This is a genomic window from Adhaeribacter aerolatus (genome assembly GCF_007991635.1).
GTDB classification, from domain to species: domain Bacteria; phylum Bacteroidota; class Bacteroidia; order Cytophagales; family Hymenobacteraceae; genus Adhaeribacter; species Adhaeribacter aerolatus.
On sequence record NZ_BJYS01000039.1, the window covers coordinates 48,173 to 62,426 of the forward strand.

Annotated in this window: 7 protein-coding genes; 4 read left to right on the forward strand and 3 right to left on the reverse strand. The window is 45.3% G+C overall.

All coding sequences use genetic code 11. The features are described 5' to 3' along the window. The first annotated feature begins 139 nt into the window (after positions 1-139). Positions 140-940: an SDR family NAD(P)-dependent oxidoreductase gene (locus AAE02nite_RS21170; RefSeq protein ID WP_146902797.1), complete on the forward strand. Its 801-nt coding sequence runs from the start codon at positions 140-142 to the stop codon at positions 938-940. A gap of 63 nt (positions 941-1,003) precedes the next feature. Continuing rightward, complete coding sequence (locus tag AAE02nite_RS21175; RefSeq protein ID WP_146902800.1) at positions 1,004-1,999, forward strand: SDR family NAD(P)-dependent oxidoreductase; 996 nt, start codon at positions 1,004-1,006, stop codon at positions 1,997-1,999. Between the two features lie 131 nt (positions 2,000-2,130). Here the strand turns inward: AAE02nite_RS21175 and AAE02nite_RS21180 are convergent, their stop codons facing one another. From AAE02nite_RS21180 to AAE02nite_RS21190, 3 genes are all read right to left on the reverse strand, one after another. Further along, positions 2,131-4,914, reverse strand: coding sequence for an MGH1-like glycoside hydrolase domain-containing protein (locus tag AAE02nite_RS21180; RefSeq protein WP_146902804.1), 2,784 nt, complete (start codon positions 4,912-4,914; stop codon positions 2,131-2,133). A gap of 329 nt (positions 4,915-5,243) precedes the next feature. Continuing rightward, on the reverse strand, positions 5,244-6,698 hold the full coding sequence (locus AAE02nite_RS21185; protein WP_146902807.1) for a RagB/SusD family nutrient uptake outer membrane protein: 1,455 nt from the start codon (positions 6,696-6,698) through the stop codon (positions 5,244-5,246). A 40-nt stretch (positions 6,699-6,738) separates the two neighbouring features. Continuing rightward, on the reverse strand, positions 6,739-10,116 hold the full coding sequence (locus AAE02nite_RS21190) for a SusC/RagA family TonB-linked outer membrane protein (protein ID WP_146902810.1): 3,378 nt from the start codon (positions 10,114-10,116) through the stop codon (positions 6,739-6,741). A 766-nt stretch (positions 10,117-10,882) separates the two neighbouring features. Between AAE02nite_RS21190 and AAE02nite_RS21195 the strand changes: the two genes are divergently transcribed. Then, positions 10,883-11,359: a DUF5362 family protein gene (locus tag AAE02nite_RS21195; protein ID WP_146902813.1), complete on the forward strand. Its 477-nt coding sequence runs from the start codon at positions 10,883-10,885 to the stop codon at positions 11,357-11,359. 183 nt (positions 11,360-11,542) lie between these two features. Beyond that, the gene (gene clpB / locus AAE02nite_RS21200; RefSeq protein WP_146902816.1) at positions 11,543-14,161 is read left to right on the forward strand and encodes an ATP-dependent chaperone ClpB; all 2,619 of its coding nucleotides are present in this window, start codon (positions 11,543-11,545) and stop codon (positions 14,159-14,161) included. The last annotated feature ends 93 nt before the right edge of the window (positions 14,162-14,254 follow it).

Sequence of the window (14,254 nt, forward strand, 5' to 3'; positions counted from 1 at the left end):
AGTTTGTTAAGAAATGTACCTAAACAGGCTCAAAGACTTGTCAGGAGTTTAAAGGCCAGCAACTTACTACAAAATAATTCACAACCATTACCGCCGGATTAAGGTAAACTTTAACACATAAAAAATAAAACCTTAAACTATGAATACTTCATCTGGAAAAACTGCTTTAATAACGGGCGCCTCCAGCGGCATTGGCTACGAACTTACCCGCTGCTTTGCCCAAGATGGTCATAATGTAGTAATGGTGGCTAACCACGAAGACAAACTGCAGCAAGCGGCGCAGCAAATAAGAACTGAATTTCCGCTGGTAACCATCCAAACTGTTTCGGTAGATTTAAGCCGCGACGGGGCCGCCGACAGGCTGTATTCCGAAGTGCAGGACAAAGGCTTTCAGGTCGATTTCCTGGTAAATAATGCCGGTTTCGGCGAAAAAGGTCCTTTCCTGGAAAACGAATTAGATAAAGAATTAGCCCTGATTCACCTGAACGTAATAACCCTGGTTACCTTAACCAAACGCTATTTAAGAGAAATGGTCAGCCGCGGTTCGGGTAAAATATTACAGGTATCGTCGGTAGCGGCTTTTTTACCACACCCGCTCTTAGCGGTTTATGCGGCAACTAAATCATTTGTGCTGTCTTTCTCTGAGTCGCTGCAAAACGAAATAAAAGATACGCCGGTAACTATTACAGTGCTGTGCCCGCCACCAACCGAAACCAACTTTTTTGAAGTGGCCAATATGGAGAATTCCAAAATTGCGAACTCTTCGCAGGTGCAAGCCGCCGATGAAGTGGCCAAGGCTGGTTACGAAGGATTATTGAAAGGCGACGCCCGCGTATTGCCAACCTTTGTAGCGAAGATGTACGCCGCCCAAGGCATAACTTTACCCGATTCGGTAAATGCCGCCATTGTGCACAAACAATTGGAAGACGTAAAAAAATAAATATTCTAAAGCTCCCGGCCCAAATCCGGGAGCTTTTTATCTTTTAACCTAAAAATTAAAGCTATGGAAAATAAAACCGGACAAACTGTTTTAATAACCGGTGCTTCGAGTGGTATTGGTTATGAATTGGCCCGTTGTTTTGCCCGCGACCATTACGCGATTATAATGGTAGCGCATTATGCCAATAAATTGCGCGCCGCCGCCGAACAACTCCAACAAGAGTTTCAGCACGTAAATATTCACCACATTGCGGCCGACTTATCGAAAGATAATGCCCCCGAAAAAGTTTTTGCCGAAGTGCAGCGGCAAGGCTGGCAGGTAGATGTGTTGGTCAATAATGCCGGTTTCGGTGAGTACGGTCCGTTCAGCGAATCTAATTTACCAAAGGAACTGGCCATGATTCACCTGAACGTAATTGCGCTGGTGCACCTGACCAAATTATTTCTGCCCGAAATGCTCCGCCGGAATAGCGGTAAAATATTGCAGGTTGGTTCGGTTGCTTCGTTTATGCCGGCGCCTTTACAATCGGTTTACGGAGCTACCAAAGCCTTTATTCTGTCGTTCAGCGAAGCCTTGCAGGAAGAGTTAAAAGATACCGGCGTAACGGTTACGGTATTGTGTCCGCCTGCTACCGACACTAATTTCTTTCGGGTAGCCGGAGCAGAAAACAGCAAAATAGCCCAAGGCAACCTGGCCAGCGCTGAAGAAGTTGCTGCTAGTGGTTACGAGACGCTGATGAAAGGGGAGGCCCGGGCCGTACCAACTTTTAAAGCCAAAGCCGAAGTAGCCGCCAGCAATATTCTGCCCGATTCGGTAATGGCCACCGCCATGCACAAACAATCCGAAGAAGTAAAACCCAAAAGAGCTAGCCGGGCAAAAAAAGAAACAGCGACGAATGGTGCCTCTACACCAGCAACTGAAACGCCAACAACACCAAACGCGACTATACCGGCAATTGGTACGGCTACCCGGAAAAAAAGCAATTCCCAATCTACCCAAACGGAACCAGGCACTACTGAAACCACAGCTAAGGCCAGCAGCCGGAAGAAAAAAGCTTGACTTTATTGATTAAAGCTTTATTGTCCTTTTGAATTGATTATAAAACAGAAAAGGTAGTATTTATTCTACCTTTTCTGTTTTCAATAAGAAACCATATTTAAATATTTGTTTACCCTTTTGGATGATTAAAACTAATCCCTACCGTTTAAACTTTTATTTTTTACCGGCTGAATCACGAGTTTCCCCGGTTGGTTGGTAGCGGGTAAATTTATTTGCAGCAGCCCTTTATAAGGTGAAGCGCTTGCAAGAGTTTTCCCGTTGAACAAAACCTCGTAGGTAGCTTTGGGATTCATACAAACCAGCAGCGAACGTTGGTGGGCCGGCGTGGCGGTATCGAATTCTAACGCCGCATTAAAAGAAGTTTGGTCTTGGTTAAACGACTTTTTTGTCAGCCAGATTTCCAGCCCCGTGGTAACTGTTCCGGGTTTGTAATAAGCTTCAAACCAGGATAACACCGGGGTAGATAAACCCGAGAACTGGTGCCAACCGGCTCCCCGTCCGGACTGGGCTAAGAAATGTTCGAAAGTATAATAAGAGGCATCCGTTTCTTTTTTCCATACCTCCAGGCCTTTCCGGGCAATTTTAAAGGCCAAATCGGCCCGGCCTAAATCTAACATGGTTTTCCACATAAACCACTGGTGCGGCATCCAAACCGAGCCATTCCAGTATCCATCTATGCGGTAGTATGGTGCAGATTGGTCTACTACGCTCATACCGGCCGGGGTCCAAAGGTGTTTGGGCGAAAACATTTTTTCGAGTAATATTGCCTGCTGGGCTGGGGTACAGATACCCGAGAACAGCGGGTAAGCGCCATCCAAACCCATATTATAATTTAAGCCGCTCTGGGGGTGTTTAAAGAAACCCGCTGGCTTTCCTGCGCCATCGTGCACCACATAGCTAAAATAACCAGCCTCCGGGTCCCAGGAATATCTCTGCAAGCTATTGGTAAAATCAGCTATATCTGTATCGAAAGCTTTTGCATCGTTTTTAAATCCTAAAGCCAAAGCTGCCTGCCGCAATATTTTGGCCGTCCGGAGGCAATGGGCAGTAGTAACCACCGGTGTTACCGAGCTTTCTAGTTTTTGGGCATGCACCCCAGCCTGCGGTGGATAATCGTCCCAACCGCCGGAGTTGTAAAAATAATCCCAGGTGCGGAGCAAGTTTGATTTTAGATTGCGGGTAGTGGAGCTGCCGGATTTACCCGCCAGAAAATTGTAATATTGCTTTAATCGGGGGTAAAAATAAGCCAGAAACTCCCGCGATTGTGTTTTATTCCACAACTCCAAAAACAAATACATTTGTACTGGCACTGGCGAGCCGTGGTGAATAAAAGCCGACTGGCTGCCAACGGGCGTGGTATAGGCATTTAAATTACTAATAGCTTTCGGGATATCGATAGTGCTTAAGCCCAGGCCCACAAAGCCCGAATCCCAGGTATACAAACTATTCCACCATTTACCGGGCGTAAAATGCCGGATATAATTTCCTTGGGTGTAAACCGGATACACTACATTGGTTAGCGTAGCGGCCTCCATCAACTGCTGACTAAAGCGAAAAGGTTCTCCGTCGGGTAATACTTTAGATTCGGCTGTTTTATTATTGACAACGCTTTCGATTTGGGTCTGCTTTTTAGCCTTAAAGCCCGCAAGCAAATTCTTAACCCGGTCCTGGCTACCGGTACAAACCAGGCCATAAGTCGTAAATTCACTATTGGCGGCCAGCTCTACGGGACGTAGAAAAACATCGGTGTAATGACCCTGGTTATTACCTATAATTCTGGCGCTTACGTGGTTATGCACCTGCTCTTTAAAGAAAATATCTAACTCGTCGTTTAGCAGTTCCCTTACCTGCGAAGGCGAGAAATCCCAGACTATGCCGTAATAATTACCTAGGTCGGGGTATTTTAATATTAATTCGGATGCAGAATTCCCTTTGGTTAGTTCAGGCTGAAATTCCTTGGGTTGCGGAATAACCTGTTGCTCCACGGCAAAACCCGGCGGCGAGAGGAAAAAACCGTTTAGTTCAACACCATTGTCGCCTTCCGAAGTTAAGCTTAAACGATACTTTCCGGCTTTATTAACATCATAAGGTATTTTTAGCCATTCGAAATTACCGGTGCCGGTAAGTTCTACTGCCTGGTTTATGAAGCCGCTTAATTTAAATCCGACTTTTTTCTGTTCGGGTAAGCGGTAACGGAACGATAACTGTCCTTTTAATATTTGTTTGGGAATAATTACTTCGTATTCTACTTTATCGCCCTTCTCGCGGCCAAAGTTTTGGGCAACAGCACTCCCATCAACATAATTACTGTTCCGGGCCTCGCCGCGTAGCCAACCATCATAGACCAAATCATCGGAAGGCCGGGATTTGGCAAATTCCAGTGATTGGTAATTAATAGCGTTCTGCCAGATTGCTTCGGTTGTATTTTTTACCTGCCAGGCCGGGTACACATCCGGATAACCCAAATAACCCATCAGGTGCAAGGCCAGATTTTGGGGAAGATTGGTATTATTTACGCACCTAAGTTTTACCAACACCTGGCTGGTATCCAGCACCAAATAGGTTACATCTACAAACACCTGGTCTTTCCATTCCAGTTCGTAGCGGTAAGTCAAAGAAGTCATTTCGGGGTTTACCTGCCAGGGAAAATACCCAGACTCGAACCGGACATTAGGAATCAGAACTTTATTGCGGTAATAGCCGGGCATCACCGAAAAATCGAAGCGCAGCCCTTTTTCCAGTTGCGGAACGTGCGAGATACCAGCGTATTTTTTGGAGTATGGCCCCCAGGATGCTAGCTGCGGAATATCATGCAAATAAGTTAACTGCTTGTAATCTATTCTGGCTAGCTTTTGCCCTGATACACCACCAATAGAACATAGGAGAATCCAGATGCACCAAAAAGTTTTTCTCATGAAATTTAATTAATAAATTCTTTTAACGGCGACTTTGTTAAAATTTAATAAAACCGCAAATATTCCATTTTGCCCAATAAAGAACTCCCTGGACTGAATGGAGTTTCTGCCCAAGGAGTTAACCTTTAATATTTAAGAGAATGCAAATTGATCTTTCGAAAATAGCACCAGTTGTTTAAATTCCCCTTATAACGCTTTTATAGAGGAGTTCTGAAGTTGCTTGCTCAAATCAAACTAACATAAAAGGCAGCGGGTTCTGCATAACCAAGTTACTTCTAAGCTATTGAAACTTATAAAAATTATAAACAGAACCCGCAACCCAAATCTTATTAATTATATCCCGGGTTCTGTTGTATTTTGTCTCTATTAATATCAATCTGGCTTTGCGGAATTGGGAAAACCAAATCGGTTTCGCTAACGGTTTTAACCAGCCGGAACTGGTCTTTTTTGCTGTTCATAACCGGTATGGCCCGCCCGGTGCGCACCAAATCGAACCAGCGGTGACTTTCAAAGGCAAACTCTACCCGGCGCTCCTGTTCCATCGCCAAACGGAATGCTTCCTGGTTGGGCACTTCTACGGAAGTTAAACCCTTCAAACCAGCCCGGGTCCGGACCTGGTTCAGGTAAGTAAAGGCATTACCGGTGGGCTGGTAGCCTAATTCATTCAGCGCTTCGGCATACATCAAAATTACATCGGCGTACCGGATTATAGGAATATTGTTATCATTATCGCCCGAAGTAGCCGGTACATCGCGGTATTTCCGAATGAAATTATAAGGGATGGTGGCTCCGCTGGCATTTACGTAAGAAGTTGCCAACGAAAAGTTCTTGCGCTTATCGTTTGGTTCATAGCTGTTTATGAGATCCAAAGTAGGTTGGTTGTTACCGCCGCCGCCAAAGGGAATTACCGCATTACCGGAGTTTTCCGGGGCAAACGCATTCGGCCAGGGACTTCCTTCGCCAACCCCACCGGACCGGAACTGAATATCAAAAATATTCTCGCGGTGATTCTCATTGTTCGAATCAAATACATCGGCATACTCCGGCAAAAGGCCGTAAACCCCTAAATCTATTACTTCTTTAAGTTTATTAGCTGCCCCCTGGAAGTTACGCTGGGTTAAGTAAACTTTTCCGAGTAATGCTTTCGTCGCGCCTTTAGTAGCCCGCCCAATATCGGTGCCCGTATAAGTTACCGGCAGAACAGCTTCGGCTTCCGTCAGGTCTTTTTCTATCTGGGCGTAAACTTCTGCTTTGGGGTTCCGGCCATATTCGTAACCGGCATCCGGGTCAGTAATTTCTTTCAGCACCAAGGGAATATCGCCGTAAGTACGCACCAGCTCAAAATATACCAATGCCCGGATAAATTTCACTTCGGCGGTATACCGGTTTTTCAGGTTTTCATCCATCGTAATGCCACCAATTCTATCCAGAATAGCATTGCAACGGGAAATGGAACGGTAGCCATTATTCCAACGGTCGTTTATAAAAGGATTAGTTGTCCGGATATAAAAACGGTCAAATTCGTCCTGGTCGGTAACCGAGCCGGAGGCTACCGGTACCGTATTATCGGACCGCACCTCGCCAAAAACATAATTGTTGGTAGAGATTCCGCCCGCCTGTAACGAAGCATAAGCGCCTGTAACCGCATTCTTAATATCGTCGGCATTTTTATAAAAATTACCCGTAGTGGCCGATGAAATTGGCTGTAAGTCCAGAAACTTATCCTGGCACGCGCTTAGTAAAGTGCCGGCCAGGAGGATGGTATAAATATTTTTAATTTTCATGTTGTTTAATATTTTAAATATTAATGTTATATCCACTTTCTTAAAAGCCAAGGTTTACACCTATGGTAAAGGTTCTTGGTAGTGGATAGGCGCCATAATCTACCCCGGCGGTCAGCGCTCCCTCGTAGTTGCTTACTTCTGGGTTATAGTTTAAATAGTCGGTCCAGGTGTGTAAATTTTGAGCCGATACGTAAATACGGGCTTGTTGCAAACGGGCTTTTTCGATGAAGGCTTTTGGCAATTGGTAACCCAGGCTAATATTCTGAATGCGCAGGTAAGAGGCATCTTCTACCCAGCGGGAAGATACAGCGTTGTTGTTGCCGGTAGGGCGGCCATTCGCCCGCGGGGTTCTGCCATCGCCCGGGTTTTCCGGCGACTGCCAACGGTTTAATACCGTAGTTAACTGATTTTGGGCGCCTTCTAAGTTCTCGATAAACCGGCGGCTCAGGTTTAATATTTCGCCGCCTTGTACGCCTTGTAAAGAAATATTCAGGTCAATTCCTTTAAAGGCAAAGGTGTTGGTAAATCCGTAAATAAAGTCAGGTTGATTATTGCCAATGATGGTGCGGTCGTCGGCGGTAATTTTACCATCGTCGTTCACATCTTCGTACTTTACATCGCCGGGGCGGGAGGTAGGATCGTGCGGATGGTTATTCAGGTCTTCCTGGTTTTGAAAAATGCCGATTTGTTTATAGCCGTAAAAGCTACCGATGGGTGCGCCAATCTGGGTAATATTGGTTTCGCCTACGCCGCTTCCGCTTTTAATGGGGTCGCCGGTAGGCCCAAGAGCCAAAACTTTATTCCGGTTTAAAGATAAATTTAAATTGGTATCCCAGGTAAAGTTGCCGGTCAGGTTATGCGTATTTAGAGCGAACTCCCAACCTTTGTTTTCCATTTTACCTATATTTTTTACCGCCGTACTAAAACCGGTAATAGTAGGCACATTTACCGACAGCAATAAATCTTTGGTTATGCGGTTGTAGTAATCGGCGCTTAAATAAATGCGATCGTTAAAAAAGCCTAAATCAATACCGGCATCTAATTGCTGACTTTTTTCCCAGCCTAAGCGATTATTGCCCAGCGAAGTGGGAGCTAAGCCCGTGGCCAGATTGCCGTTGAAGCTGTAATTATCGCTGCCGACAGAAGCAACGTAGGGGTAATAATTACTAAAAGCATTATTACCGGCCAGGCCATAGCTTAACCGCAGCTTTGTTTCGGATAAGAAAGTTATTCCATCCATAAACGATTCTTCGGATAGGCGCCACCCAATAGAGCCAGCCGGGAAGGTTCCCCAACGGTTTTCCGGCCCGAAAACGGAGGAGCCATCTTGCCGGATGGAAGCATTTAATAAATATTTACCTTTATAGTTATAGCCTACCCGGCCGAAGTAAGAAGTGGTGGCATTTTCCACTTCCGAAGAGTTAACCGAAGTAGGTAATCCGGCTGCATTTAAGGTTTGCACAATATCGTTGGCAAAGGTGGTGCCGGCCGCATTGCTCGTTTGGAATTGATATTTATAAACTTCCATTCCCACCAGCACATCCAGGTTATGCACTTCGTTAAAGGCCTTATTATAATTCAACGTTTGGTTAAACACCCAGCTAATTCCCTGGTCCGAATAGGCGGTAGCCGCCGCCGCATTAGGGGGCAACAACTGGTTTAAGGGCATACGGGAGGTCCGGTAGGTATTACGGCGGTTGCTGCCCACATTCACATTGCCCGATACGCGGTACTTCAGCTCGTTTAGAAACTGGTACTCGGCATAAGCATTGGCCAGCACATTCGTTGATAAAAATTCGCTGTTATATTCTGTTATATTGGCAACCGGGTTGGTAACGCCGGGCCAATTGTAAGGGGCAGCGAGTGCCGTTTGCGAAGAGTAAGTAGTACCGTCGGCGGCATAGATGGGGGCCATGGGCACAGCCGCCAGGGCAGCATTAATAATACCATTATTCGCCCAGTGGCCATCGGTATTTACTTCCTGCGTTATTTTATAGGAGGGGTTCAGGTTTAAACCTATTTTAAATTTAGAAGTTACATTTACATCTACGTTGGCCCGCAAGGTATACCGGTCTAAAGACGATTTTTCGATAACACCATCTTGTTTTAAATAACCGCCGCTCACCGCGTACTGTACCTTTTCGGTACCGCCCGAAGCCGCCAGCTGGTAATTGCTCATGGACGCTCGCCGGAAAATTAAGTCCTGGTAATCGTAGCTGGACAAGGCGGCTATTCTGGCGGGGTCGTCAAAATTAAGCCAGTCAAATACCTCGCCTCTGGGATACCTATAACGCAGGTAATCGCTCGGGCGAACATTGTTGGGGTCGGAGGCCCGGGCACCCGCCACATTGTCTAAATAACCGTTGTTAGCAGCTTCTTTGGCAAAATCGGCAAACTGCTCGGAGTTTAGTAAATCCAAGGTTTTAGATACTTCCTGGAAGCCGGTAAACACATCCAGGTTTACATTATTGCGGCCGGCTCTGCCTCTTTTGGTGGTTACAATAACCACCCCGTTGGCTCCCCGCGAACCATAAATAGCAGTAGAAGAAGCATCTTTTAAAACATCAATGCTTTCAATTTCATTGCTGTTTAATAAACTGAACACATTAGGGCTTACAATATTGCCATCTACCACAATTAAAGGGTTGTTACCGGCACTGATAGAACCAAAGCCCCTTACCTTAATGGCCGGCGTGCTACCCGGCGAACCACTGTTTTGTTGGATAACTACCCCGGGTACTTTCCCCTGAATGGCAGTAGCCACATTAGATACCGGCATATCGCGCACTTCTTTTAAAGGTACTGAGGCAATGGCGGCTGTTACATCCTGGCGCTTCTGGGTGCCATAACCTACCACCACCACCTCATCCAAAGCTTTCGCATCGGGCTGTAAATTAACGTTAACCGTAGTGCGGTTATTAACCGGAACCTCTTGTGTTTGGTAACCAACAAATGAAACGACCAGTACGGCATTGGCGCCGGCTACATTTAAGGAAAAATTGCCCGTGGCATCAGTGGCGGTTCCGTTATTAGTACCTTTTTCCAGAACTGTTACACCGGGTAATCCTTCTCCCGTTTCCCCTGTAACCCTGCCGGTGATTGTAACTGTAGGATTAGCCATTATTTCAAATGTGCTGTTACCTACAGTTTTTTCCGCTTTAAATGCCCAGGCATTATCCGACGCAGCCTTTTCTGAAATGATTTTTGTGGTCTGGCCCGTAGCCTGATTGTTAATTTGTTCTGCGCCCCGGGTGTTCTTTTGCGCCAGAGCAAATCCGGAAGCCGCCGTGGGTTTTATTTTTTTTTCAGGCCAATCGTTACCAGAAGCTAAACTGGTAAAGGATAAAAGCAGGAATACCAAACCTACTGGTAAACTTTTGCCTGCCTGAGAAAACAGACCTGTAAAGTACGTATTCATAAATTTTATTTAATGATGGATTATAAAAAGAGTATATTAGAGATGGATGCACTATTTAGTAAAGTGCAGCAGCGGTTTGTTTTTTTTAATCAGAAACAATGGTAATTAAATAGGCTGATTTAAGGCGGGGTAGCTTTTTTCATAGTTTGGTAGTTGTAATTATTATCTAAATAGAACTTAGGATTATTTAGTATGAATTTTACAAGTGAAATTTGGGTTAAAGTAACTTCTTTTAAAAACCATTTACAATCAGGTTTAGCCATAAAAACTCAGTGCGTTTTTAGATGACGAAAAAAATGGAGGCCTAATTTTCTTAAATTATTATTTTCTTAAGTTGCTTATCCGCTTACAATTATAGATGAATAGGTGCGTATCAGCAAACCACATGCACTGGGCTATACTTCAACTAGGGTCACTGACCAAACCAGAATTATCGTTTATGCACTTGGTTGGCATCTGATGTATAATAGCGTTTACGGTAAAATTATTACTTAGCAACGTGCCGGCGAAAGAAATTTTTGGGTTAGCTGGTTAATTATTTCTCTAATGCTTGCCCGGCGCATTACAAGTTGTAGCGTGTTACCTTATAGGCTACAAAGCCATTCTGTTTTGCCTGTAATGTTTATTTAATTACCGGGAATTTGCATAGAATTTAGCATGGCTAATCAATAGCATTACCTTACGCACTATTGGTATTTTTATGTAAATTTTAGGTTAATATTTTATTTAAATTACTTATTATTAGTTGCTTATAAAACATAATCCAATGGAATCTGAAAATCAATATTCATCCAATACGCCTGGTTTGGCGATAACCAGCGAAATAAAAAGTAACTTACTCGCAACAGCCCAATGGGGTAGAATTTTGGCAATTACCGGCTTTATTCTTCTCGGCCTGATGGTAATAGGCGCATTTACTATCGGTAAGGTTATGACTACCATGATGGGCAACATGGTAGACGCCGATGAATCAGCACCGTTTAACTATAGCCGGATGGGCTTTATTCCAACCATTTACCTCCTTTTGTTTGCCATCTTGTATTTTTTTCCAACTTTATATCTATACCAATTCTCGTCCCGGATTAAAACGGCTATTTACCACAATCAAGAATTAGATTTAGCATTTGCCTTCTCCCGTTTAAAATCTTTCTTCAAGTTCTGGGGAATTCTTTTTATCATTATTTTAGGATTTAACGCTTTTGGTTTAATTGGTATGCTGATTGGCTTTATGGTAGCGCATTAAGTTATTCTTTGGAGTTTGGCATTATTCTACTGTTTTGCTGGATTTAACCAGACAAAAAGTCTTAAATTTATTAAATAGCTAGTTCTAAATACGCCATTATTTCCGATTTACAACCTAAATTATCCTTGGTCAGTATTTTGATAGTAGGTGGATAATAGATAGGAAAAGGAAAATAATAAGGCTATGAACTTTAATAATTATACCATCAAATCTCAGGAAGCCATTCAGAAGGCTACTGAGATTGCCGGCGGCAACCAGCAGCAAGCGGTTGAAACCGGTCATATTCTGAAAGGTATTCAGCAAACCGATGAGAACGTGATTAACTTTCTGGTGAAGAAACTAGGTGTTAACCAAAACATGCTGAACACCCGCTTAGACGCCCTGGTAAATGCTTACCCCAAGGTAAGCGGTGGCAGCCCGTATTTAAGCAACGATGCGGCCGCCGCCCTGCAAAAAGCGACTACTTACTTAAAAGAATTTCACGACGAATTTGTTGCGATTGAGCATATATTATTAGGCTTGTTAGCGGGCCGCGATCAGGTAGCTTCTTTAATGAAAGATGCTGGTTTTACCGAAAAGTATTTAAAAGCCGCTATTAAAGAACTGCGCGGGGGTAATAAAGTAACCGACCAGAACGCCGAAGCCAAATACAACTCGTTGAAACGTTATGCCAAAGATTTGAACGAGCTGGCTCGCGCCGGTAAAATAGACCCGGTAATTGGCCGCGACGAAGAAATCCGGCGTGTGCTGCAAATATTATCGCGCCGCACCAAAAACAACCCGGTACTGTTGGGTGAGCCCGGGGTGGGTAAAACCGCTATTGTAGAAGGTTTGGCCCAACGTATTGTGGCCGGCGACGTGCCCGAGAACCTGAAATCCAAAACCCTGATGAGTCTGGATATGGGTTTACTCGTAGCCGGAGCCAAATACAAAGGTGAGTTTGAAGAGCGTCTGAAAGCCGTAATTAAAGAGGTAGTAGATGCGGAAGGGGAAATTGTACTGTTCATCGACGAGATTCATACCCTGATTGGGGCCGGTGCCGGTGGCGAGAGTGCGATGGACGCTGCTAACTTGTTAAAGCCCGCCTTGGCCCGTGGTGAACTGCACGCCATTGGTGCCACCACCCTTAAAGAGTACCAGAAATATATCGAGAAAGACAAGGCGCTGGAGCGCCGTTTCCAGGCCGTCATGGTAGATGAGCCTTCTATTCCGGATGCGATCTCCATTTTGCGCGGTATTAAAGATAAATACGAGGTACACCACGGGGTGCGCATTAAAGACGATGCCATTATTGCTTCCGTGGAGTTATCGAGCCGGTATATTTCGGACCGCTTCCTACCCGATAAAGCCATTGACTTGATGGACGAAGCGGCGGCTAAACTGCGCATAGAGATTGACTCGTTGCCCGTTGAGCTGGACGAAGTACAACGGAAAATAATGCAGCTCGAAATTGAGCGCGAAGCCATCCGCCGCGAAAACGACAAAGACAAAGAAACCGTCTTATCGAAAGAAATTGCGGAATTGAGCGGCAAGCGCGATGACCTGAAAGCCAAATGGCAAAACGAAAAACAGGTTATTACCAATATTCAGACCGAGAAGGAAAATATTGAACGTTATAAACTGGAAGCCGAACAAGCCGAACGGGCCGGTGATTACGGCCGGGTAGCGGAGCTGCGTTATGGTAAAATTCAGGAAAGCGAGCAGAAATTAAAAGACCTGCAAAAGCAGGTAGAAGAACTGCACGCCGGCGACGCCATGCTGAAAGAAGAAGTAACTGCCGAAGATATTGCCGAAGTGGTAGCCAAATGGACGGGTATTCCGGTAAGCAAAATGCTGCAAAGCGACCGCGAGAAATTATTGCACCTGGAAGAAGAACTGGGTAAACGCGTAGCCGGTCAGGAAGAAGCCATTGCGGCCATTTCGGATGCGGTGCGCCGGAGCCGGGCTGGTCTGCAGGATCCGAAACGGCCCATTGGTTCGTTCATCTTCCTGGGTACCACCGGGGTAGGCAAAACCGAGTTAGCCAAAGCCCTCGCCGACTTCCTGTTTAACGACGAGAACGCCATGGTGCGGATTGACATGAGCGAGTACCAGGAGCGCCACGCCGTAAGCCGTTTAATTGGTGCCCCTCCGGGATACGTTGGTTACGACGAAGGTGGCCAGTTAACCGAAGCCGTACGCCGGAAACCATACTCAGTAATATTGCTGGATGAGATTGAAAAAGCGCACCCGGATGTATTTAACATCTTGTTGCAGGTGCTGGATGATGGCCGCTTAACCGATAACAAAGGCCGGGTAGCGAACTTCAAGAACACCATTATTATCATGACCTCCAATATTGGCGCGCATATCATCCAGAGCAATTTTGCCGAGATGGAAGATTATAACCGCGAGGAAATCATTGAGCGTACCAAAGACGAGGTGTTTGAATTGCTGAAGAAAACCGTACGGCCAGAGTTCCTGAACCGAATCGACGAACTCATTATGTTCCGTCCGCTGAGCCAGAGCGAGCTGCGGCAGATTGTCTCGATTCAGTTCCGCCACATCCAGGACCGTCTGCAGGAAGCCGGTATCCGGCTGGAAGCTACCGACGAAGTACTGGATTATCTCGGCGAGCAGGGTTACGATCCGCAATTTGGTGCTCGTCCGCTGAAACGTGTGCTGCAAACCAGAATCCTGAACGAGTTATCGAAAGAAATTCTGGCTGGTAACATCCGGAAAGATGCGGTAGTCGAAGCGGTGCTGATTGACGACAAAATTCACTTTGTGAACATTGATATTGAAATACCTTTGGATAAATGATCCAGAGTTTAAATAAAAACAAGAGCCTTCTCCGGTTGGAGAAGGCTTTTTTGTTTTTACCCAACCGGTGCCTAAACCAATACTATTCTAATA